At 38.4% G+C, this 22,668-nt stretch carries 20 protein-coding genes; 3 read left to right on the top strand and 17 right to left on the bottom strand.

All coding sequences use genetic code 11. From position 1 onward, the window contains the following. Positions 1–15: 15 nt before the first annotated feature. The 10 genes from AC0KUU_RS07920 to pxpA all read right to left on the bottom strand — a co-directional run bounded on the left by AC0KUU_RS07920 (position 16) and on the right by pxpA (position 10,188). Entirely contained in the window at positions 16–1,356 is a 1,341-nt protein-coding gene (locus AC0KUU_RS07920) for a coiled-coil domain-containing protein (protein ID WP_043982598.1), read from the bottom strand. A 588-nt stretch (positions 1,357–1,944) separates the two neighbouring features. Then, on the bottom strand, positions 1,945–2,754 hold the full coding sequence (locus AC0KUU_RS07915; protein WP_043982599.1) for a uroporphyrinogen-III synthase: 810 nt from the start codon (positions 2,752–2,754) through the stop codon (positions 1,945–1,947). A 27-nt stretch (positions 2,755–2,781) separates the two neighbouring features. Continuing rightward, positions 2,782–3,546: an IclR family transcriptional regulator gene (locus AC0KUU_RS07910; protein WP_043982600.1), complete on the bottom strand. Its 765-nt coding sequence runs from the start codon at positions 3,544–3,546 to the stop codon at positions 2,782–2,784. A gap of 131 nt (positions 3,547–3,677) precedes the next feature. Then, entirely contained in the window at positions 3,678–5,042 is a 1,365-nt protein-coding gene (gene accC, locus AC0KUU_RS07905; protein ID WP_043982601.1) for an acetyl-CoA carboxylase biotin carboxylase subunit, read from the bottom strand. 28 nt (positions 5,043–5,070) lie between these two features. Continuing rightward, positions 5,071–5,532 carry an acetyl-CoA carboxylase biotin carboxyl carrier protein gene (accB, locus tag AC0KUU_RS07900; protein WP_162214309.1) on the bottom strand — a complete coding sequence of 154 codons (462 nt, stop codon included), beginning with the start codon at positions 5,530–5,532 and terminating at the stop codon, positions 5,071–5,073. A 22-nt stretch (positions 5,533–5,554) separates the two neighbouring features. Next, a complete protein-coding gene (locus tag AC0KUU_RS07895; RefSeq protein ID WP_043982603.1) occupies positions 5,555–6,550 on the bottom strand; it encodes a 5-oxoprolinase subunit C family protein in 996 nt (331 codons plus the stop codon). Then, positions 6,547–7,302 (bottom strand): 5-oxoprolinase subunit PxpB, encoded by a 756-nt coding sequence (gene pxpB, locus AC0KUU_RS07890; protein WP_162214310.1) that lies wholly within the window; start codon positions 7,300–7,302, stop codon positions 6,547–6,549. Before pxpB ends, AC0KUU_RS07895 begins: the two co-directional genes overlap by 4 nt. Before the next feature lie 17 nt (positions 7,303–7,319). Further along, positions 7,320–8,111 (bottom strand): putative hydro-lyase, encoded by a 792-nt coding sequence (locus AC0KUU_RS07885; protein WP_280559674.1) that lies wholly within the window; start codon positions 8,109–8,111, stop codon positions 7,320–7,322. Positions 8,112–8,163: 52 nt separating this feature from the next. Next, on the bottom strand, positions 8,164–9,402 hold the full coding sequence (locus tag AC0KUU_RS07880; protein WP_035335539.1) for an NRAMP family divalent metal transporter: 1,239 nt from the start codon (positions 9,400–9,402) through the stop codon (positions 8,164–8,166). Between the two features lie 24 nt (positions 9,403–9,426). Continuing rightward, positions 9,427–10,188, bottom strand: coding sequence for a 5-oxoprolinase subunit PxpA (gene pxpA, locus AC0KUU_RS07875; protein ID WP_043982608.1), 762 nt, complete (start codon positions 10,186–10,188; stop codon positions 9,427–9,429). A gap of 393 nt (positions 10,189–10,581) precedes the next feature. Between pxpA and AC0KUU_RS07870 the strand changes: the two genes are divergently transcribed. After that, on the top strand, positions 10,582–12,177 hold the full coding sequence (locus AC0KUU_RS07870; protein ID WP_043982609.1) for an alpha-amylase family glycosyl hydrolase: 1,596 nt from the start codon (positions 10,582–10,584) through the stop codon (positions 12,175–12,177). Positions 12,178–12,405: 228 nt separating this feature from the next. On the opposite strand, the gene AC0KUU_RS07865 is transcribed toward AC0KUU_RS07870, so the two are convergent. The 5 genes from AC0KUU_RS07865 to AC0KUU_RS07845 all read right to left on the bottom strand — a co-directional run bounded on the left by AC0KUU_RS07865 (position 12,406) and on the right by AC0KUU_RS07845 (position 16,862). Beyond that, a complete protein-coding gene (locus tag AC0KUU_RS07865; RefSeq protein WP_043982763.1) occupies positions 12,406–13,329 on the bottom strand; it encodes an anti sigma factor C-terminal domain-containing protein in 924 nt (307 codons plus the stop codon). Next, a complete protein-coding gene (locus tag AC0KUU_RS07860; RefSeq protein ID WP_043983114.1) occupies positions 13,313–13,780 on the bottom strand; it encodes an RNA polymerase sigma factor in 468 nt (155 codons plus the stop codon). Before AC0KUU_RS07860 ends, AC0KUU_RS07865 begins: the two co-directional genes overlap by 17 nt. A gap of 208 nt (positions 13,781–13,988) precedes the next feature. Continuing rightward, complete coding sequence (locus AC0KUU_RS07855; protein ID WP_043982764.1) at positions 13,989–14,507, bottom strand: hypothetical protein; 519 nt, start codon at positions 14,505–14,507, stop codon at positions 13,989–13,991. A gap of 476 nt (positions 14,508–14,983) precedes the next feature. After that, on the bottom strand, positions 14,984–15,442 hold the full coding sequence (locus AC0KUU_RS07850) for a GNAT family N-acetyltransferase (RefSeq protein ID WP_043982765.1): 459 nt from the start codon (positions 15,440–15,442) through the stop codon (positions 14,984–14,986). Then, complete coding sequence (locus AC0KUU_RS07845; RefSeq protein WP_322552079.1) at positions 15,429–16,862, bottom strand: class I adenylate-forming enzyme family protein; 1,434 nt, start codon at positions 16,860–16,862, stop codon at positions 15,429–15,431. Before AC0KUU_RS07845 ends, AC0KUU_RS07850 begins: the two co-directional genes overlap by 14 nt. Before the next feature lie 154 nt (positions 16,863–17,016). Here AC0KUU_RS07845 and AC0KUU_RS07840 point away from each other — a divergent pair, with 154 nt between their 5' ends. Further along, positions 17,017–17,574 (top strand): biotin transporter BioY, encoded by a 558-nt coding sequence (locus AC0KUU_RS07840; RefSeq protein ID WP_322552080.1) that lies wholly within the window; start codon positions 17,017–17,019, stop codon positions 17,572–17,574. A gap of 13 nt (positions 17,575–17,587) precedes the next feature. Then, a complete protein-coding gene (locus AC0KUU_RS07835; protein ID WP_322552081.1) occupies positions 17,588–18,682 on the top strand; it encodes an acetyl-CoA C-acyltransferase in 1,095 nt (364 codons plus the stop codon). Positions 18,683–18,693: 11 nt separating this feature from the next. On the opposite strand, the gene AC0KUU_RS07830 is transcribed toward AC0KUU_RS07835, so the two are convergent. Both AC0KUU_RS07830 and AC0KUU_RS07825 read right to left on the bottom strand, forming a co-directional pair. Further along, the gene (locus AC0KUU_RS07830) at positions 18,694–19,350 is read right to left on the bottom strand and encodes an MtnX-like HAD-IB family phosphatase (RefSeq protein ID WP_043982771.1); all 657 of its coding nucleotides are present in this window, start codon (positions 19,348–19,350) and stop codon (positions 18,694–18,696) included. A 17-nt stretch (positions 19,351–19,367) separates the two neighbouring features. After that, complete coding sequence (locus AC0KUU_RS07825) at positions 19,368–22,574, bottom strand: DEAD/DEAH box helicase (protein ID WP_043982772.1); 3,207 nt, start codon at positions 22,572–22,574, stop codon at positions 19,368–19,370. Between the last annotated feature and the right edge of the window lie 94 nt (positions 22,575–22,668).

Here is a 22,668-nt window from a genome sequence, read left to right as displayed (position 1 = left end):
TTTTACTATACCCTATTAAATACGAACTACGCGTCCGTTGAATTTTTGTTTCCAGTAGCCGCTGCTCATGTTTGCAATTGCAACACCTGTTGAGCTTTGAGCACCGATGAACTTGCCGCCTCCTACATAAATGCCAACGTGGCCGTCTTTTTTATATGTATCGAAGAAAACAAGATCGCCAGGCTGCATTTGACTAGAAGACACTTGTGTTCCAGCATGCTTTAACGTTTCTGTACTTACAGATCCAAGAGGTCCAAGGTTAACGCCAACTTGAGAATATGCCCAGTGTACGAATGACGAGCAGTCAAATAAGCCGTGGCTAATATCAGACTGGCTGCGTCCACCGCCAAATACGTAAGCAGAGTTTCCAATCCAGCGGTTTCCTACTGTTACAACATTGCTAGCTTTTGGAGCTGGAGCGCTTGTAGGTGCCACATCATTGCTGCTTGCTTTTGGTGCTTCTGCCTTAACAGAAGATGAATCGGCTTTTTCAGCTGGTGCAGCCGCTGCTTTTTGGGCTTGCTCAGCTGCTTTCTTGGCTGCCTCTTTAGCCGCTTGTTCAGCTGCTTTTCTTGCTGCTTCTTCTGCAGCTTTTTGATCTTTAATATTTTGTTCAAGCGTAGACTGTTCATTTGCAAGAGAGCTGTCTTTTGATTGTAGAGAAGCTTTTAGTTCTTCATTTTTTGCTTCTTTATCTTTTAGTTCTTTTGCCAATGCATCTTTTTGTTTCTTTTGAGCTGCTAGCTGGACAGTCATTTCATCCAGTTCTGCCTTCATGTCTTCTAAGCTAGCAAGCTTAGACTTAACATCCGCTTGTTTTGTTTTTAATTCGTCTTGCATATTTTTAGTTTCTTTTAAAATACCACGGTCTGCATCTACAATAGTTGAAACAGCTAGCGCGCGGTCTACAAAATCACCAAAACTTGAAGAACCAAGTAAAACTTGTAAATACTCTACGTTACCGCCGCTTTCCTGGAGGGAACGTGCACGATCTTTTAAAATATCGTTTCGCTTTTCAAGTTTTTCTTGAAGCAGCTTAATTTCTTTTTCAAGCTGATCTACTTGTTTAGACGTTTCTTTAATATCGGCTTCTGTTTTTTGGGCTTTTTTATTGTTTTCTTCTTCTGCTATTGTTAATCGCTCAAGCTGTGCTTTCATTTGATCTTGTTCTGCTTGAAGGCGTGTTAATTCATCAGAAGCTGCTTTGATGTTAGATTGCACATCTTGACGCTGATTTTGAATTTGCGATTTTTGTGATTCCATATCCTGAATGGTAGAGGCATACGCTGGAGTTGATAAAACTCCTCCCAGGCCTAATAAAACCGTTGTGTTAAGTAAAAGCATTTTCTTTTTCAATATGAATTCCTCCGCTTTCTCGCTCTGTTAAACTAGTAATTTCTAATTATGTATCAATATGTATAAAAGTCTTACAATTTATGTAAAGTTCACTGTATTTGTCGATAAATAGCTAAATATGCTAATGAAAATCTACGAAAATTATACCACGATAAACGTTGAAAAAAAGAATAACAATATTACAATTGTATTTCAGTAATGTAACATTTAAAGCTTGTGTATACATTCATCTTTCACCTGCAAAAATATACCTTTATATCCCTGTTAAAATAAATAATCTACCGGACTTTACACAGCACTGTTTTTAACATGATAAAATAGGCGATCAAGATTTTTTAAGCTGGTTGGATATAAGTTGCTGCTAAAGAGAACGTAATAATTTTTTAACATCCACGTCTATTTTTTACCTTTTTCTGCTATTTTTACAGTATTTGAAAATGATTTTCTGAAATAGTAACAAATCTATGTTTATCTGTTGTTTGCACGTGTTTAAAAAAAGGGTGATAGGTAATTATCAAACAATATTCGACAACGCTCGGATGAAGTCATACAAAAGACCTTCTCACGGTGAGGTGAGAAGGTCTTTTGTTAATCACGCTGCTGATAATAATGTTCTAAAGCTACAATTGCACTTCCCATTCTTTCTTGATCAGGAATAACAATACGATCTACTCCTTCTTCTTTTAAAGCAGCAGCGGTTACTTTTCCTACGGATACAGCTACTACAGAGCTTTTAAAGAGTTCTCGAATGTGATCAGCTTGTCCGTGTTCTCTTGCAAATGAAAATAAAAAGCGCGCCTGCGGAGCGCTTGTGAAATTAACAGCATCAATTTTTCCGCTTATTAATTCGTTTATAAGCTGTTCCATGACTTCTGCTTGTGGCGGAATATGCTGATACGGTAAAATCTCTTTAAATTGGGCTTTTTGATTCGAAAGAAAGTCAATTAATTTTGGTGCAGGATCTCCGTGAAGCTGAAGCGCTACATGCTTTCCTTCAAAAGAAAACGAATGAAGCGCCCTGACTAGTCCCGCTGTACTTCCATCATCATCTCGAACAGTTGGAGTAACACCGAGTTTTTTTAACATATTTACGGTTTTATACCCGCGTGCAGCAATATGAGCTGCTTGTAAAGAAGACAGAAATTCGTCGGCCAGCCCTAGCTTTTCTGCCGTTTTGTAAAGAATTTCTGTACCGACCCCTGTCGTAAAAATAAACCATTCATAATTTCCTTTTACCAGTTCTTTAATATCTGCTTCTAAATGTGTGTCATCTAAAAAGATTGTTCCTTGTGCAGGTCGTACAAGCGGGGTCCCGCCAAGGTTTTCAACAATTTTGCTGATTTCTTCTACTTTACGCTGACCTACGAGTGCGACTGTTTTACCTTCTAATCGTTTCAATGGTCTACCTCCATTTTTCTATGTATGCTACTTTAATGATCCTTGATAACCTAGTTTTTCAGAAATTAGGCTCGCCGCTTCTGTTACTTTTTGAATAATGAACGGCAGTCTGTCTCCTTGAAATCTCGCTTCAATTCCCGCTACGCTAATGCCTGCAACCACTTCATTTTGATGATTTACAATCGGCGCGCTCACGGATGTTGTAAAGTTTTCTAATTCAGAGGTGCTAATGGTATACCCTTTTTCTTTTGCTTCTTTTAATACATTTCTTAGTTTCTTTTGATCTGTAATTGTTCCAATGCCTATTGGAGCCAGCTCCGTTTGAGTAATATATTCCTCTTGTTCTTTTTCGGGTAAATGCGCCAAGATAATGCGTGAACAAGCTCCCGCATAAAGAGGTGAACGCCTTCCAATTGATGTGTAGAGACGCACTGGATGAAGCGTATCTACTTTTTCAATATACATAGCTTCATTCCCATCTCGTACAATTAAATTAACCGCTTCTTCTACTTCGTCTCGGAGCGTTTCCATTACAGGCTTTGCGATATTTCTAATATCTAAGCGATTAGCCACCAGCTGACCAAATTGCAAGAATAAAAGTCCTAGCGAATAGTATCCTTGCGCATCTTTTGTTAAAAATCCCATCTCTTCAAGCGAACCAACCATCCGGTGCAAAGAAGTTTTCGGAACGCCTGAATATTCCATCATTTCTGTGAAGGTCAGCTTAGGGTGCTTGATAAAAAGCGTGAGAATCTGCATGGATTTAACAACCGTTTTATTGTTAGCTTGCATAAAACCTTCTCCCTTATTTGTGCGAATACATGTATTTGATAGACGTATAGCTTACTAGCTAATCATATGTTCTTTTTATTATACATGAAGAAAAAAAGGAAAGCACTCCCTTATAAGAGCACTTTCCTTTCTTACACCGTTTCTAGTTCTTTAATTGAAATAGGATTACTTTCTAGAAATTTGGTTGTGAAATCCCCTTCTTTAAAAGAAGGATGGTTCAGTAATTCTAAATGAAAAGGAATGGTTGTATGAATACCGATAATGATAAATTCTTCGAGTGCGCGTTTCATTCGTTGAATCGCTTCATTTCGATCTTTCCCCGTTACAATTAATTTCGCCACCATTGAATCATAAAATGGGGAAATTTCATAGCCAGGGTAAACGGCGCTATCTACACGAACCCCGTAGCCGCCAGGAGGTAAATACATCTCGACTTTTCCAGGAGAAGGCATAAAGTTTTTAGCCGGATTTTCTGCATTGATCCGGCATTCAATTGCCCATCCCTTTAACTGAATGTCCTGCTGAGCAAATGATAGCAGGTAGCCTGCTGCTACTGAAATTTGTTCTTTAATTAAGTCAATGTTTGTTACAAGTTCTGTAACAGGATGTTCAACTTGAATTCGTGTATTCATTTCCATAAAGTAAAAATGCCCGTGCTTATCTAATAGAAACTCAACTGTTCCGACACCTGTATAATCAACTGCTTTAGCCGCCGAGACCGCCGCTTTGCCCATTTTAGCACGAAGGTTTTCGTCTACCGCAGGAGACGGAGCTTCTTCTACCAACTTTTGATGACGGCGTTGAATCGAACAATCTCGTTCACCTAAATGAACCACATTCCCTTCTTCATCCGCAATGATTTGAATTTCGATGTGTTTTGGCTCTTCTAAATATTTTTCAAGATATACGCCGCCGTTTCCAAAGGCAGTTTCTGCTTCATGCTGAGCTTGACGAATTGCTTTTTCTAGCTCTTCTTCGCTATGAGCCAGTCGCATTCCTTTTCCGCCACCGCCCGCTGTGGCTTTTACGATGATCGGATAACCTATTTCTCTTGCTACTGGCATAGCGGTGCTGCTATCTTCAATCAGTCCTTCCGTTCCAGGTACAATAGGCACGCCGGCTTGTTTCATTGTATCTCGTGCTACAGCTTTTGCTCCCATTTTACGGATAGCTTCTGCTTTTGGACCAATAAAGGTAACGTCATAGGATTCACACATCTCAGCAAAATCAGCATTTTCAGCTAAAAATCCGTATCCTGGATGAATAGCGTCTGCCTTGGTTACTTGCGCTACGGTAAGCAAATTACGAATATTTAAGTAGCTTTCTTTAGAAGACGTTTTGCCAATACAAAATGACTCATCTGCTAGCTTCACGTGAAGTGCATCTTTGTCTGCTTCTGAATAAACCGCCACGGTTGCAATCCCCATCTCTTTACAAGCCCGAATGATACGAACTGCAATCTCGCCGCGGTTTGCGATTAAGATCTTTTTAAACATAATGACTCCTCCTGACAGTATGTATACTTTAGTGTGATTTTACGGTAAATAATGGCTGTCCAAACTCTACAACATCCCCGTCTTTCACAAGAATTTCAAGCACTTCTCCTTCTATTCCCGCATCGACTTCGTTAAACAGCTTCATCGCTTCAATCACACATACAACATCTTTACGTTCAACTGTTTGTCCTACTTGAACGAAGGGATCGGCGTCTGCTTCTGGCTTGGCGTAAAACGTTCCGACCATTGGTGATAAAATTTGCTTTTCATTGTTTTCTGCTGCGTTTACAGACATAGAATCTTGAGGCGCTTGCTCAGTGGCTTCGGCTTTTACTTCATCTGTTTTCACTTCTGTAACAGCTGTGTCCTCTAAAGGAATTCCTGCTTTATCAATGACAACTTTTGTTCCTTCATGTTCAATATGGAGCTTTTGAATACCAGATTCATTCATTAATGAAACAACTTCTTGCAATTCACGTACGTTTATCATTTCTTGTCACTCCCGTTTTGTGTTATTTAGTTGACGCAAGGTTAATAGCAATCTTCAATTCTTGAAGCATCTGTTCTTTTTCTAAATAGATTCTTTCAGCTTCGTGAAGCAAAATGTGAGAAAAGTAAATGGATTCTCCAGGCTTTACTTGAGCTAAAAGCGGTAAATCCGCTGTGATGACTTGAGCAATTTTAGGGTATCCCCCCGTGGTTTGACGGTCCGCTAACAGAATGATGGGATTTCCATCCGGGGGGACTTGAACAGAACCTTGTGAAACGGCTTCAGACAATAACTCTTTTTTTTCTTGAAGCTGAAGAGAAGGTCCATCCATTCGATAGCCCATTCGATCTGATTGATTCGATACTTTAAAAGGCTCTTTCATAAAATGACTTTTGCTTTCAGCTGTAAATAAATCAAATTGACTGCCGTTCATAACGCGGACACCTGGTTTCTTTGTAAAATGAACAAATTCTTTATAATTTACGGACCATGAAGAAGTATATACTCCGTTTATCACTTCATTTGAAAGAAAAGCAGGCTTTGAAACAGCAGGAACAGATAGAGGTAAAACATCGTCTGTTTGTAATGCTCTTCCTTTGTAGCCCCCGATTTCACCTCTTAAATACGTACTTTTACTATTTAACACTTCATCAATAGCAAATCCTCCTGCTACAGATAGATAGGAACGACACCCAGTTTTGCAAGGACCAAATGATAAAGTGCTTCCTTTTAGAATAAATAAAGGTTTCCACATAGGTACTGGCTTTCCGTTGACCGAAGGAGTTAAATCTCCTCCTGTGATCGCTACTAAACAATCACTTTCTATTTCAAGGGTAGGTCCCATTAGCGTAATCTCAAGTCCCGCTTCATTTTCATCGTTACCAACTAGTAAATTAGCAATTCGAAGGGAATAAGAATCCATTGCACCGCTTACAATTACACCGTGCTGCTGAAACCCTCTTCTTCCTAAATCTTGAATGCTCGTTAATAACCCGGCTTTACTAACTCTTATACTCATTTTTCTCCCTCCTTTGCCCGTAGTTCTTGATACTCTTCTTTAGAGATAGGCTCGAATTTTACAATATCTCCAGCCTGCAGCAAACTTGGTGGGTTTTGTTCCGGCAAAAATAATTTAACGGGCGTTTGACCAATTAACTGCCATCCTCCGGGAGTGGAAATAGGATACACCCCTGTTTGCATTCCCGCAATACCAACCGAGCCAGCAGGAATAGAGGGGCGAGGAGATGGCCGGCGAGGCGTAGCAATTCTTTCAGATAACCCTCCGAGAAATGGAAATCCAGGAGCAAATCCAATCATATATGCTAAGTATTCGCCTTCAGAATGAATACTAATTACCTCTTCAGTTGTTAAGTTATGGTGACGAGCGACATATTCAAGGTCAGGTCCATACTCTCCTCCGTAGCAAACTGGAATAGAAACCGTACGATGGTTTAACGCTTTTTCTGTCTGTTCGTTTTCTAGTTTACTTTGAATGATAGAGGACACTACTTCAAAAGGAGAAACAAATTCTTTTTTCTCCTTCTTTTTCACGGCTGCTACAACTTCAAGGGGGTTATAAAAGATTGTCAGGTTCGTAAATGCCGGCACGCATTCGATAAATCCAGGAAAAGGATTTAATTCTATCGAATCTTTACACGCTTTAATTTGTTTATGAATGTCGTATTGAATGCTATCTCCAAACGTTATTACAAGCGCTGAGTCGCCAAGCGGAGAAATAACAGCCGATGCTTTTGTTACGGTTTGATTCATATCTACACCTCTTTCTTTTATAAAACACCTAGTTTTTCATCTCGAATATCTGTGATAAACATATGCCCCGGAGCATGTGTAATCATAATAGAAGGTTTTGTTTCCATTGCTACTGCTTGAGGGGTTACACCACAAGCCCAGAATACGGGCACTTCCCCTTCCTTAATTGAAACAGCATCGCCAAAATCCGGAGAGTGAAGGTCTTCAATGCCTATCGCAGCGGGATTTCCAATGTGAATAGGTCCTCCGTGCACAGCTGGAAAACGTGAAGTTACTTGGGCTGCCCGTACTACATCTTGTTGAGGAATTGGCCGCATACTAACTACCGTCGAGCCATGGAATATTCCCGCTTCAGCGCATGAAATATTTGTTTTATACATAGGAACATTACAATTTTCTTCAATGTGACGAACAGGTATGTCGTTGTTTAACAGTGCGTGTTCAAATGTAAAGCTGCAGCCGATAAGGAAAGCTACCATATCTTCTGTCCAGTAATCTGTGATATCGGTTACTTCTTTTACTAGTTCCCCATTTTCATAGATTCGATACTTTGGAATGTCTGTACGAATATCTCCCAACGGAGCTGCAAACTTCGGCACCGGAGATCCAGCGTCTGTGACATCTAAAAGAGGACACGATTTAGGGTTACGCTGACAGAACAATAGAAAGTCAAAAGCTTGTTGCTTTGGTAAAATAGATAAATTAGCTTGAGCATAGCCATTTGCCATGCCTGCTGTTGGTTGAATAAGCTGGTTGTTACGGATTTGCTGACGAAGTTCAGCTGGAGTTAGTTGTGAAAGGGTTGTCATATTTCTCTCTCCCATCAGTGCCCACACGCAACTTACGTGCGGGCACATTGTTTTATTTAAATAATTGAGGAAGTTGATCCATTAACGTATAGCCGCCCATTAAAGCCATTACAATAACGACAAGTACACCAGAAATGGTAAGCCATAAAGGATGTTTATACTCGCCAACGATGCTTTTTTTGTATGCAGCAACCAGTAAAGTCCCAAGAGCGATCGGCAGAATTAATCCATTGATTGCTCCAACTAAAAGAAGAACTTTTACAGGTTTTCCAATTAAGACAAATGACAGAGTTGAAATAATAATAAATCCAATAATAATCCAGTTTGAGTTTTTATTAAGTTTTTCACTAAACGTTTGAATAAACGAAACAGAGGTATAAGCAGCTCCTACCACAGACGTAATAGCGGCAGACCACATAACAATACCAAAGATTTTATACCCGACGTTTCCTGCTGCGAGCTGAAACACGGATGCTGGAGGATTGGCTGGGTCAATTTGTAAACCTTTAGACACAACGCCAAGTACAGCTAAAAACAAAGCGATTCGCATAACGGAAGTGATAAGAATTCCTGTTACAGAACTTTTTGTTACTTGAGGTAAAGAATCGATGCCTTTTACGCCGGCATCTAAAAGACGATGTCCACCAGCAAAGGTGATATAACCACCGACTGTTCCTCCAACAAGCGTAACGATCGCAATGATGTCGATTTTGTCAGGTGTAAAAGATTTCACTACAGCTTCTCCAACGGGAGGTGAAGTGGTAGCGGCTACATATAGCATCAGCCCAATCATGACAAAACCTGCAATTTGCGTGAAGCGATCCATTGCTTTTCCAGCTTCTTTTACAACGAAGATTAATACAGCAATAACTGCACTAATTGCAGCGCCAGCTGTTGGAGAAATACCCGTAATCGCATTTAATCCAAGCCCCGCACCGGCAATATTTCCAATATTGAAAGCAAGTCCTCCAATAACAATTAAAATAGCGAGTACGTATCCTAATCCAGGAAATACCATATTGGCGATTTCTTGTCCTCTTTTTTCAGAAACGGCAATAATTCTCCATACGTTGGTTTGAGCAAAAATATCAAGAATAATTGAAATTAAAATAACGAATCCGAAGCTTGCAGCTAAATTTTGTGTAAATACGGTAGTTTGAGTTAAAAAGCCTGGTCCAATAGCCGATGTGGCCATTAAAAAAGCGGCTCCAAGCATTAACGTCCAGTTTACTTTAGGCGCAGCCGAAAGCTTTTGCTGAGGTGTTGATTTTTTAATTGGCTCCAATATCATCTTCCTCCTGATTGTATGTAGTTTTTATTTTGAAATAGCCTTAACTACCACTTCTGATGCTCGTAAAGAACGGTTGACATGACGGGCAAATTCAAGTGCGTGAGCTCCGTCTCCATGGATGCAAATCGTATCTGCCTGCAATTCTACATCCTTACCTTGCTGAGATTTTACCTTCCCTTCTTTCACCATTGTAATAACTTGAGAAACAGCTTCGTCGTCATTTTCAATTAAAGCATTTGGTTCTGTACGAGAAGTGAGAGAACCGTCTAACTGATAGGTACGGTCTGCAAATACTTCGTTAGCCGTCTTTAAACCAATTCTGTTACCTGCTTGAATCAGTTCACTTCCAGATAACCCAAATAAAATCAGCTCAGGATTTACGTTGTAAACAGCTTTTGCTATTGCTTCAGACAACGCTTCGTTTTTAGCAGCCATGTTATACAATGCACCGTGAGGTTTTACATGCTGCATTGATAACCCTTCTGCTTGCAAAAAACCGTTTAATGCCCCAATTTGATAGATCACGATATCGTAGGCTTCCTGAGGTGAAATATTCATGTTTCTGCGTCCAAAACCAATAAGGTCCTGCAGACCAGGATGAGCCCCAATTTGCACTTTTTTTTCAGCGGCCAATTTTACCGTTTTTCTCATAACGCTCGGATCCCCTGCGTGAAATCCACAGGCAACGTTCACAGACGTCACGTGCTCTAAAATGGCTTCATCATTGCCAATACGATAAGCACCAAAGCTTTCCCCTAAATCACAGTTTAAATCTACTTTACTCAATGCATTCTTCCCCCTTAACCCCTTCAATGTAAGCGTAATCATTTGCAGATAGTAAATGAAATTCAAGCTTTATTATCTGCATCGATACTTTAAGTTCCGTTTTTCGGAACCGCAGTACCGTTTTTCAGTTATATTTGGATTTTAGCACGAGATGATGAATTGAACAACAACATTGTCAGAATATTTGACATAGTCATTATTTTCAATTGGATAATAATCCCTTATTTTATTGCTATCTTCTATCTATAGCCTTAATATAACGCAGCCGCTTAATGTCATTAGACACAGTAAATAACTAGGTTGTCAGAATAATTACTAGTTCAAAATAATCAAAATGAAATTTTCGTTGTAATCGTTTTCAAATAGGTGCTATATTTCAATTGTAGTCAATTTATGCAAACGATTGCAAAAAAAGGGGATGAAACGATGAAAGGGAAAAAATGGACAGCTTTAGCTCTAACACTGCCGCTGGCTGCTAGCTTATCAACAGGCGTTCACGCCGAAACTGTACATAAAGGTAAAGCTCCAACAGCAGATAAAAACGGTGTCTTTTATGAGGTGTATGTAAACTCTTTTTACGATGCAAATAAAGATGGACATGGTGATTTAAAAGGTCTTACACAAAAGCTGGACTATTTAAATGACGGAAATTCTCATACAAAGAATGATCTTCAAGTAAACGGGATTTGGATGATGCCAGTCAACCCTTCTCCTAGCTATCATAAATATGATGTAACGGACTATTATAACATTGATCCGCAGTACGGAAATCTGCAAGATTTTCGCAAGCTGATGAAAGAAGCAGACAAACGAGACGTAAAAGTCATTATGGACCTTGTTGTGAATCATACGAGCAGCGAACACCCTTGGTTTCAAGCTGCGTTAAAAGATAAAAACAGCAAGTACAGAGATTACTATATTTGGGCTGATAAAAATACCGACTTGAATGAAAAAGGATCTTGGGGACAGCAAGTATGGCATAAAGCTCCAAACGGAGAGTATTTTTACGGAACGTTTTGGGAAGGAATGCCTGACTTAAATTACGATAACCCTGAAGTAAGAAAAGAAATGATTAACGTCGGAAAGTTTTGGCTAAAGCAAGGCGTTGATGGCTTCCGCTTAGATGCTGCGCTTCATATTTTTAAAGGTCAAACGCCTGAAGGCGCTAAGAAAAATATTCTGTGGTGGAATGAGTTTAGAGATGCGATGAAAAAAGAAAACCCTAACGTATATCTAACGGGTGAAGTATGGGATCAGCCTGAAGTGGTAGCTCCTTACTATCAATCGCTTGATTCCCTATTTAACTTTGATTTAGCAGGGAAAATTGTCAGCTCTGTAAAAGCAGGAAATGATCAAGGAATCGCCACTGCAGCAGCGGCAACGGATGAGCTGTTCAAATCATACAATCCAAATAAAATTGACGGCATTTTCTTAACCAACCATGACCAAAACCGCGTCATGAGTGAACTGAGCGGCGATGTGAACAAAGCAAAATCAGCTGCTTCTATCTTACTTACGCTTCCTGGCAACCCGTATATTTATTACGGTGAAGAAATTGGCATGACCGGTGAAAAGCCTGATGAGTTAATCCGTGAACCGTTCCGCTGGTACGAAGGAAACGGACTTGGACAAACTAGCTGGGAAACACCTGTATATAACAAAGGCGGCAACGGCGTGTCTGTAGAAGCACAAACCAAACAAAAGGATTCTTTGTTAAATCATTACCGTGAAATGATTCGCGTGCGTCAGCAGCATGAAGAGTTAGTAAAAGGAACGCTTCAATCTATTTCAGTAGACAGTAAAGAAGTTGTTGCCTATAGCCGTACGTATAAAGACAACTCGATTAGCGTGTATCATAATATTTCAAATCAACCTGTAAAAGTATCTGTAGCAGCGAAAGGTAAATTGATTTTTGCTAGTGAAAAAGGAGCTAAGAAAGTCAAAAATCAGCTTGTGATTCCGGCTAATACAACGGTTTTGATAAAATAATTAAAAACACCTTTACGTGATTATCAAGTAATCATGTAAAGGTGTTTTTTACCCAGAATGAATAAAAAAGCATAACAATTTTTTTATTCCTTTCCATGTTGCAACGTTCCCTATTCTAATAAATTAAGAATCCTTTGCCTATATAGGGCAGAGGATTCTTTTTATTTATCTATCAATTAATATACAACTAATATACAACAGGTTTCCTTCGTTTCAAGTCCCTAAAACTCAATATTTATCTACCACTGCTCCTAAACTAGCTGCTTTGACATATGGTTTGCTTTTCAAAGAAAGCAGTTCTTCTTTTGTTCCTGTAACAACTACGCCTATAATCAATCCATTTTTCTGTCTGTTTTTTAGATTTTTTACTTCTCCTGGATCTGTTTTTTTGAGCTCATTCAAAAAGTCTGCTTCTGTTTTAATTTTAGTAGCCGTTAGTTTTGCTCCTAGCTGTGGTGACGGTTTAGAAATACCTAATAACCATCGTCCACTTTCTGGATTGTTTCTGTAACCAGTAGACTTTCCATAGTTATCTACCCAATACCACGTTTGGTGAGTAGATGTAGGCAGCATCTTTTGTACTTCTTTCAATGTGTAATTTTTATTGAGAGATATGGCCATCTCCATGTATTTATCATTTGGATATTTTTTGATCATGTCAAAGTCATTCGCATACAACTTATATTTGTATTTGGGTACGTAAAATAACATCTCACGTTGCCCATTAGGAATATGATAAACTGTCGTGTCATTGACAATTGTACTACTCATGGAGAATGATGCATTAAAATTCCCAAGTAAATCATACGTTATTTCTTCTGTATCCCAAGGTATCACTTTGTTTTCAATTACTTTAAATACTTCACTCTTAATACTCCCCTTTAAAACTCCAATTGAAATGGTATCAGTGTTAGTGTATGTATTTGGAGACATCATCACCTGATTTTCTGTAATTAACCGATCAGCAAGCTTGTCTCCTTGTGTGTTAATAAAATAATTATTCCCTTTGACAAATAAACCAATAACAAAACAAAATACCAGTGCAGAGATAAAAACTGTTCGTAAAATTGCGCTATACTTTGCTTTTTTCAACGTTCTATGTAAAGACTTTTCATCAAAAATAGAATCTAACTCATCATTCGTTTTTTTCATTACATTCTCTCCTATATATTTCTTTAAATGTTTTCCTAGCACGAGCTAAATATGTTTTTACAGCCTCAGGTTTCATATCTACATATTCGGCAATTTGTTTATAAGACCACTCTAACTCGTACTTTAAAAGAAGTAGTTGCTTAAAGGTGGGAGACACCTTTTGAAGTATTCTTCTTACTAGAAGCTGATTCTCTTGTGCAATCATCATCTCTTCAATTAATTGCTCATTGGTAATAAGGTAATCTTCTACTACCACGTACTGAGATTTTTTGTTCTTTCGACAGTAATCGTAATATAAGTTTATAGACACTTTAAAAAGCCATGATTTATATTTATCGGTATCAATCGATTCAAGATGAAGAAGTAGTTTACAAACAGCTTCTTGAACAATATCTTTAGCTGTTTCTTGGTTTGCACCTTGTTTAATTAAATATAAGTAAAGTTGATTCATGACAATTTTTAGTTGATCGTTTGATAACCGGTTTTTTAAATATTTTTCCTCCTTCCCCTCTTATAACGTCTGAACAGCGAAAAAGTATACAATCATTTCATTTTTTTCTATAAAAAAGAAAAGTAATTGCTTGTTAGGCAATTACTTTCTTAAACAAACAATCAATTTTGTTAACATAAAACGGCTTATAGGTAGTCCTCAACATCTGTTATAAAGTTCGTTTAAAATCCTTATTCATACACGACTGTTTTAGTCTTCTGCTTTTCAGCAAATGTTTTATATCAGAAATGTTATCGTATGAGAGTTGAATATAAAAGTAGTTGATATACTCCAAAAGTGCAAAGATATAAATAAAAACTGAAATCTGTAATCCTCCTAAAGGAAATGAAGGATACCATTTAATAAAATCGAGAATAAATGCTATAAAGGAAATGAAAATTAAAATGAAATTCACTGTTTTTAAACGATGTAATTGTCGAACTATCTTAATAGGAGTTATAGAGATATTTTCTTTCCTTAGTCTCTTCAATTTAATGTACCAATAAGACGTTCCTTGTAATAAAAGAAGCTCTAAGAAAATAAAAGATGTCCAAAATGAATACAACGAATATAACCGGAGAGTTGGGTATAAATAATTAGCTGCATAACTCAAAATAACAAAAAGGACTAAAGATACTAATTCACCAGAATATAAATATGCCAGCCTTTTTTCTAATTTATATTTCAATTTTAAATGCCACCTTCCAAAGTACCTTTCTGTGACTATAAACCACTCTACTATAAATTGTATAACCTATATAATTCTAGTTACCATAATGTCTCTTTTAGGAACACACCACAAAAAAACCTATTGGAAGAAGGGTTCTTCAAGGGGCCCTCTTTATCGTTTATGCAGCTTTTTATACATCCTTGATATGAAAGGCTTTATCAGAGAAATAGATGAAGAAAGAATGCATAGAAAAGCAGTTTTTTATATATGTACTAAACAGTTCAAATAGTTAATTTTATATTAAAAACAGCTTCTTTTCTTCTGCTAAAATTGAGTACAATTGCAAGATCCTTCAAGTCGCGCCGAATAGAAGGCTTACGTTGTCTTCAACAGGAGCATAAGGCTCTGATAATAATAAAGTGATTACTATATTTTCTTTCTTTTGACCATTTAATGTACAATAAAAAATCCGCGGATATAATCCACGAATTTTCTTACAGCTCTTTTTCCAAACAGTTAACTTGATTATGATGCAGCGGCTTAGTGGCATACTGTGTAAAACCAAGGCGCTCCCAAAACAGCTTGGCTCTAGGATTTTGAGACAGAACGCCAAGGCGAAGAACGGAAACTCCTTCTTCTTTTAGCTTGTCTTCAAACGCTAGATACGCCTGCGTTCCGAAACTAAAATTGTGGTAGGCACTATGAATAATAAAAGCCCCAATCCATGGATAGTCATCATTTGGGTTTTGTTTCATGTAATCGATAACCCCTACGTATGTATCGTCGGCTTTTATAAAGTAACTGTCCGTTTTTTCATTCATATATTCTTTAAAAAGCTCTTCTTCACTCCGCTCTTTTTTACCGTTTTCTAACACGTTATAAGCTTCGTTTGAATTGATAATCTCTGACACAATATACATCGTGTCAGCTGTAATAGGTTCAAATGAGATCATATGTCTTCCCTTCTTTCTCTGTAAAGTAGCTGTATATCGTTGCTTTATCAATTTTACCATTTTTCATTCGCGGAAAGGACGTTAAAACTCTCCATACGCGCGGGATTTTATAAACAGATACTCGTTGTGTCAACGCTTGTCTCACATCAGAAAGAGAAATGTTCTCTAAAACAATTGCTGCACCTACGACTTCTGAACGTTCAGCATCTGCTACGCTAAAAACGGCTGCTTCGCTAACGCCCGGTATTTGTAAAAGCAGCTCTTCAATTTCTTCAGCATACACTAAGCTTCCGCTGCTTTTAATTACGTTTTTATCTCTCCCTACGATCGTAATGCTCCCGTCTTGAAGCTGAACCGCAATATCATGCGACGTAACATATCCGTTAAAAAATGAGCGGTTCGTTTCTTCGCTGTCCTTAACAAACCCTTCAAATGCTTGAGTTGTTTTCACAAATAGTGTCCCTTTGTCTCCTTTTTCTACTTCTTTTCCACGCTTATTCAGGATTAAAACGTCTACACTGTTAACAGGATAGCCTACTGTATGAGGCATCGTTTCAGCTGTATGTGGTGAAAGCACCGTAACAAATCCCATTTCGGAAGATCCGTAATATTCATACAGATAGGCATTAGGAAATGCTTGTGAAAATTTCTTTCGAACGGAAGGAGATAATTTATTGCCTACTGAAATCACGGTTTTTGGCAGAAGTCGTTGTTCTTTTGGTCTGCTTTGTACATAACGAAGCAATGGAGAAATTAATGCAGGTGTAATAGACATACAGCTAGCTTCCTTGTTAAAAACAGCCGAAGGTGTAAACGCTTCTAGCATGATAGCGTGCATACCGCTGCAAAGTGCATGCAAAACTGGGTAAAGCTGGGCAGAATACGATATATGTAAAGGAACAAGCACTTTGTCGTGTTGCTTTAAAGAAAATATATCCGACCACTCTTGAAATGATGAAGACCAAGAATAATGCGATTTTACAAACCCTTTTGGTCTCCCTGTTGACCCAGAGGTAAATCCAAATAAAAATAGATCGGACAGTGCATTCACTTGCCGTACGGGCAGGATTGGTTTTTCTTTTGTTATGTTAGTTAAAGAAGATGTTTTCCATAGCCAATTTGGGGATTGAATAGAAAAATAGGTATCCACTTCAGCCTCTGTTAGCTCATTATGTAAAAGCATCACAATTCCGCCGGCTTTTAAAATCGCTAAAAATGACACAACAGCATCTGCATTGTTTGGCATACTTAACGCAACGAGCTCTCCTTTTTCCATCCCTTTTTCTTTCAGCTGATTTTCGGCTTTGCATACATGATCCCACATTTGACCGTAGCTTAGCTTATTAATAGAATCCGATAGTGCCAATCTGCCAGGCGTTTGTTGACACTGATAAAAAATTAGTTCTTCAATTCGTTTCATTACTGCTTAAACTCCCTTTTTCTTTTACTTTTAGTGTACCGTAAATGTACGTTTGAGAAAATAAAAATGTAAACTTATATAAAAATTAAGTTGACTAATTTGAGTTTTATAAGATACGATAGTCATGTTTTATCATACATAGCGGAGGTTTACGATGAAAACAAAAGATATGACGTACGTTGCATTATTCACGGCTATAATGGGCGCTCTAGGACTCGTCCCTCCTATTTTTTTATCCTTTACACCTGTTCCAATTACTCTTCAGCCTATGGGTGTCATGCTGTCAGGAGGAATTCTTGGAGCTAGACTTGGAGCTTTAAGTCAATTTCTTTTTTTATGTTTGCTGGCAGCTGGCGTTCCTTTACTTGCTGGAGGACGCGGAGGAATCGGGGTATTTTTGAGTCCGAGTGCTGGGTATATCATTGGCTATGTGTTTGCAGCTTTCTTTATTGGCTGGACGCTGTCACGATTAAAAAATGTAACGGTTGCAAAGGCGTTTACCGTAAATGTGTTATTTGGGATTGGGTTGGTATATGCATGCGGCATTCCTGTACAGGCACTACAGCTTCACATTCCATTTCTAAAGTCCCTTCAACTAAGCTTTGTTTATCTTCCTGGTGACTGTATAAAAGCAGTGGTCGCGGCGTATTTAATTACAAAAGTTCGAAAAGCAGTAGCGGTACCTGGCCGTTCTAAAACGGCTTCTATGTAAGGAAGTGATAACGATGTATCAAGCAGCAATTGTAAAAGCGAAGCGTACGGTCATTGGAAAAGAAAACGGTATACTGAAAGATTTTCATGTTCAAGAGCTAACGGCTCCTTTATTAAAACATCTTAGCGCTGGAATTGAACATGAAATTGATGACATTATTTTAGGGAATGTTGTAGGTCCAGGAGGAAACGCAGCTAGGCTATCCGCTTTAGAAGCAGACCTCCCTTTTTCTGTTCCTGGAATGACCATTGATCGTCAGTGCGGAGCTGGCTTAGAAGCGATTCGAATGGCGAGCTATTTGATAAAAGCAGGCGCTGGAACGTGTTATTTAGCTGGAGGCGTTGAAAGTACAAGTACTTCTCCTTTTGAAAAAAGAGCACGTTTTTCTCCTGATAAAATTGGTGATCCTGACATGGGAATCGCCGCAGAAAACGTAGCTCAGCGATACAATATATCTAAAGATCAGCAGGACAGATATGCTCTTTTAAGTCATGAAAGAAGCTGGGAGGCTTTTGAAAAGAGGTTGTTTGAAGAAGAAACGCTTCCTCTTCCAAACGTGATGCACGATGAAGCATTTATGAAAAAACGAAACCTAACAAAGCTGCTGCAAAAAGCCAGCCCCGTCTTTTTAAAAAAAGAAGGCACCGTCACCGCAGCCAACAGCTGTGGAATTAACGACGGAGCCTGCATTGCTCTTGTGATGGAAGAGCAAAAAGCACGGGCCTTAGGCTTTCAGCCCGTTTTGCGTTTTATTGACGCTGATATTTCAGGAGTGTCACCTCTTTACCCTGCTATTGCACCAGTTTCTGCGATTAAAAATATCTTGAAGCGAAATTCTCTTACGGTAGATGATATTGACTTATTTGAAATCAATGAAGCCTTTGCCGTTAAAGCTGTCGCTTGTATGCAAGAACTGGGAATATCACAAGAGAAAGTGAATATTCGCGGTGGAGCATTGACCTTAGGACACCCTTACGGAGCATCGGGAGCTATTTTAGCTACGCGTCTTTTTTATGAAAGCAAGCGCCGTAACGTGCGATATGTCATAGCGTCTTTAGGAAGCGGAGGCGGAATAGGAACAGCGGTATTATTTGAAGTAATCAAATAATACCGCTGTTTTTATCTTTTTCTTATCACGTTGTGTTGTATTAAATATTGCTCAATATCTTCAAATGTCTCAACCGGAACAAATGAAACGTTTTGTTCGCGCAGTAAATCTTGCAAAGAATCTTTTGCAAATGTGACGTCTGCATATTTTGCCGGATGCGAATCCGGCTCGCTGTCTCCAGCAAAATAAATCGTTTCGTATGTCTCTTTTAGTTCTTTAATAACAGCCGATTTATCAATGCCGTAGCGTTCTGAATGCCATCTGTGAGCAGGGTCTAGACGCAAGTGAACGTTGTTTTGATGGAAATAGCCTTCATTCGAATAAACTTCCACTTTTTCAACACCGTATTTATCTAAAATCGGTTTAATATAGTACGTTGTTCCAGCGCTTAAAATATAAAAATCTCCGCCGTTTTCCTGAACAGCTTTAATAAAAGCGGGCACGTATTCATCAATTGGAATATTCGCTACTTCTTCTAAAATTTTCGGTTCTTCTTGATGAATGGATTGAAAAACAGTAGATAAAAAATCAATATCTTTCATTTCTCCTGCTTTCCATCGGCGGAAAAGCTCTTCACCTTCTGGAAAATACTTTTCAATCACAATCCAGTAAAAATCTTTTTTTGAAATTGTTCCATCAAAATCTGATACAAACGCCCATTTTTTCATTCCTTACACGTCCTTTGCTACATACTAAGCAGTTCTCGAAGCTCTTCTTCTGTCAAACTAGAAAGCATTGTTTCTCCCGGCTGAATAACCTGTTCGATGAGTTCTTTTTTCTTTTGCTGCAAGCCGTAAATTTTTTCTTCGATGGTTCCTTGAGAAATAAGCTTGATAACCTGCACAACATTTTTTTGCCCAATGCGGTGTGCACGTCCTGCTGCTTGTTCTTCAATCGCCGGGTTCCACCATAAGTCATATAAAATAACCGTATCAGCTCCCGTTAAATTTAAGCCTGTGCCTCCGGCTTTTAATGAAATTAAGAAAATGTCTTGTTCTCCATTATTAAACCGATCGGCCATTTCCACTCGTTCTTTTGATGGCGTTTGACCGTCTAAATAAAAGTATGAGAGATTTTCTTTTTGGAGCTCTTCTCGAATAATGTGAAGCATGCTTGTAAACTGAGAGAAGATTAACAAACGTTTTCCGTTGGCAACCGCATTTCTTGTAATCTCAAGCAGCTGCTCTAATTTGCTTGAATCCCCTTCATAATTTTCAACGAATAAAGACGGATGACAGCAAATCTGGCGAAGTCTTGTTAATCCTGCCAAGATCTTCATTCGGTTTTTATTAAAATCTTCACCGGCTAAAGATGATTTTAACTGTTCTAAATACCCTACATATAATTCTTTTTGTTCTTTAGTCAGCTCAGATAAATGAGTTGTTTCAATTTTATCAGGCAGTTCTTTTAACACATCCTTTTTTACTCGTCGCAGTAAAAATGGTCTTACAATTCGACTGACCTGCTCCGATGACATGTTTTTAAACTGGCGAAGCCCTGGAAATAAGCCAGGAAGAATGGTCTGAAAAATTGACCAAAGCTCATCAAGTGAGTTTTCAATAGGCGTACCGCTCAGCGCAAAACGTTTTTTAGCTGAAATAGTCCTAACAGCTACTGCTGTTTTCGTTGTATGATTTTTAATACTTTGAGCCTCATCTAGAATTAAAGCATGAAAATGAAGATGCTGATACAAATCGATATCTTGACGCAGCGTTGGGTAAGATGTAATCCATACGTCAGCTGTGCGTTTTAGCTTCTCCTCACGCTCGCTCGGCGTTCCTGTAATGGTTTGAACCGTTAAATTCGGTGCAAATTTCTCCAATTCGTTGCGCCAGTTATAAATCAAGGAAGCCGGCACAACAATTAAAAAAGCACTGCTATCTTCATCAAGCTCTTTTTCAGATAGGATATAGGCAATGCTTTGAAGCGTTTTTCCAAGCCCCATATCATCAGCCAGCACGCCTCCTAAAGAGTAGTGAGCCAGAGATTTAAACCACTTAAACCCATTGTACTGATAATCACGCAGTGATGCCTGCAAGGATTCCGGTACTTCCCAATCCATTTCCTCTGGAGATTTGAGCTGTGTAAGTAATCTTTTAAATGCTGAGCCGAACTTAGCCGCTGATTTATCACCCGCACTCATAATCTCTTCCACTTGCATTCCTCTGTATAAAGGTACTTGCAATGAGTTATCCTTTAAGTCTTTCTCGGTTACGTTCAGCTCACGAAACAGATTTTGAATATGCTCAAATCCTTCGTTTTCAAGAGGAATAAACGCACCGTTATCTAGACGATGATAGCTTTTCTTTTCTAAAACAGATTTTAAAACATCTTGAACGGTCTGATGATTAATGTCTCCTAAATCAAAATTAATTTCTAATAATCCATTGCTGTTTTTGATGTCAACCGTTGTTACTGGCGCAGAAAAATCCGTATAAGCATAATCTTTCATCTCATCCGTAATATACACATCCGCTATTTCATCAAGCTTTGGAACAATATGAAACAAAAATTCATATAAAGATGATTCATCTTGATTTAAATACAGCTGGTTTTTATAAATGTTTAAAGGAGCTGTTTCAATTAAATCCATCACGCGGTCTTCTTTTTCTAAATCTCGTATTAAGATTTTATCGTACTTTTCAGGTTGAGGTGAAAATGGATTAATTGAAATCTCCCCATAATGGTACCGAAGCGTCACAAACAGCTGTTCATCTTCCTGGTCAATAAATACTTTTGCTTTTAGTTCAGGTGCAATAATCTGATGGGATACTTCTTTTGCGATATCCACTTTCCCCACTTTTTTTAGTCCTGGAACGACGTGAGATAAAAAATTGCCCATCTGCTCTTCTGCTATAGGTACGACTGGCTTCAAAGGCGCCGTTTTTCGAAGCCCTTCAAGAAGCATGCGCTGATCTTGAGATAGCTCATAAAACGTCCCCTTTAAAAATAGCCACCCGTATCGATCAAAAAACGAAGCTTGATGAAGCTCCGTAAAGTCTAGTTCAAATCCAGCTGCCGGGTGCTTATTTAACTGAAACGAAAAAGGAGCTGAGCTTTCAGCAAAGATAATATTTTCATATGAGTGCCCGTCATGAATAAATGTAAAGTTCCGATCTTTGAGCAATTGAAATAACTCTTTGGCTATGATGGAGGGAATGATTAGTTCTCTGTTATTTGCAGACGAACGATACATAGAATAAGAATTTTTATAAAATGATTCATTTGTCATAATATCCATCAGCAGCTCAATGATTTTCCTATCTTCTTCTATAAAAAAATGTTCCGCCGGGTCATATTCGAAGCGCTTGGTAAATTCGTGAGTTTTAAATTCTTTAGCGTCTGTTAAAAATTCTTGAATGTTTTTTACTACGTACGTCCGATCGACGCCTACTTTCATTTCAAGCGCTACGTACATTCCTTCTGAACGTAAAAATTCTTCTGAGTAAGACTTGCAAATAAATTCCACTTTCAACGGATCTTTATCTGCATACTTTCTGTGGTCGCTTATTGTTTGCTGATAGCTCGAAAATAAGTCGATAAAGTGATTTACATTTTCGTATTCTTTGCTTTGGCGAAAAGGCTTTGTTTTAATTGGCTGCGGCTTTGCTCGCTCATCGCAAATGGTTAATAAAACAGCTACTTCGTGTTTGCATTCTGAAAACTCGTGATAAGCAGGACAATCGCAGAATGAATAAAAAGAATTTCCTTTTTGTTCAACCATTACTGTATACATTTCCGCACCTCGAACGGATGCTGTCCACGTAGTGGTCTGTTCATTGTATTCCAAATCAAGCACACGCCCCTGCTTGTAATACGTGTGCCCTCTATAGTACGTTCTGCTTGAGTACGAATCTTTTAATTGTTCTTTGTTTAATGTTTTATTTATCATCGCTTCACAATCTTCCAATCGCATAACAGTCAATGCTGTTTCTGTTTAATTTCTATTCAGAACAAATAATGTTCAACGTCATAAACGTTGAACA

It is taken from the genome of Priestia sp. ST2 (assembly GCF_055810735.1).
This window is presented reverse-complemented; position numbering and strand designations above follow the sequence as displayed.

Coding starts and splice junctions, on each gene's coding strand:
- AC0KUU_RS07910 (WP_043982600.1), bottom strand. CDS start 3,546: ATGCAAGCTAACAATAAAACGGTTGTTAAATCCATGCAGATTCTCACG.
- accC (WP_043982601.1), bottom strand. CDS start 5,042: ATGTTTAAAAAGATCTTAATCGCAAACCGCGGCGAGATTGCAGTTCGT.
- accB (WP_162214309.1), bottom strand. CDS start 5,532: ATGATAAACGTACGTGAATTGCAAGAAGTTGTTTCATTAATGAATGAA.
- AC0KUU_RS07895 (WP_043982603.1), bottom strand. CDS start 6,550: ATGAGTATAAGAGTTAGTAAAGCCGGGTTATTAACGAGCATTCAAGAT.
- pxpB (WP_162214310.1), bottom strand. CDS start 7,302: ATGAATCAAACCGTAACAAAAGCATCGGCTGTTATTTCTCCGCTTGGC.
- AC0KUU_RS07885 (WP_280559674.1), bottom strand. CDS start 8,111: ATGACAACCCTTTCACAACTAACTCCAGCTGAACTTCGTCAGCAAATC.
- AC0KUU_RS07880 (WP_035335539.1), bottom strand. CDS start 9,402: ATGATATTGGAGCCAATTAAAAAATCAACACCTCAGCAAAAGCTTTCG.
- AC0KUU_RS07870 (WP_043982609.1), top strand. CDS start 10,582: ATGCAAACGATTGCAAAAAAAGGGGATGAAACGATGAAAGGGAAAAAA.
- AC0KUU_RS07865 (WP_043982763.1), bottom strand. CDS start 13,329: ATGAAAAAAACGAATGATGAGTTAGATTCTATTTTTGATGAAAAGTCT.
- AC0KUU_RS07860 (WP_043983114.1), bottom strand. CDS start 13,780: ATGAATCAACTTTACTTATATTTAATTAAACAAGGTGCAAACCAAGAA.
- AC0KUU_RS07850 (WP_043982765.1), bottom strand. CDS start 15,442: ATGATCTCATTTGAACCTATTACAGCTGACACGATGTATATTGTGTCA.
- AC0KUU_RS07845 (WP_322552079.1), bottom strand. CDS start 16,862: ATGAAACGAATTGAAGAACTAATTTTTTATCAGTGTCAACAAACGCCT.
- AC0KUU_RS07840 (WP_322552080.1), top strand. CDS start 17,017: ATGAAAACAAAAGATATGACGTACGTTGCATTATTCACGGCTATAATG.
- AC0KUU_RS07835 (WP_322552081.1), top strand. CDS start 17,588: ATGTATCAAGCAGCAATTGTAAAAGCGAAGCGTACGGTCATTGGAAAA.
- AC0KUU_RS07830 (WP_043982771.1), bottom strand. CDS start 19,350: ATGAAAAAATGGGCGTTTGTATCAGATTTTGATGGAACAATTTCAAAA.
- AC0KUU_RS07825 (WP_043982772.1), bottom strand. CDS start 22,574: ATGATAAATAAAACATTAAACAAAGAACAATTAAAAGATTCGTACTCA.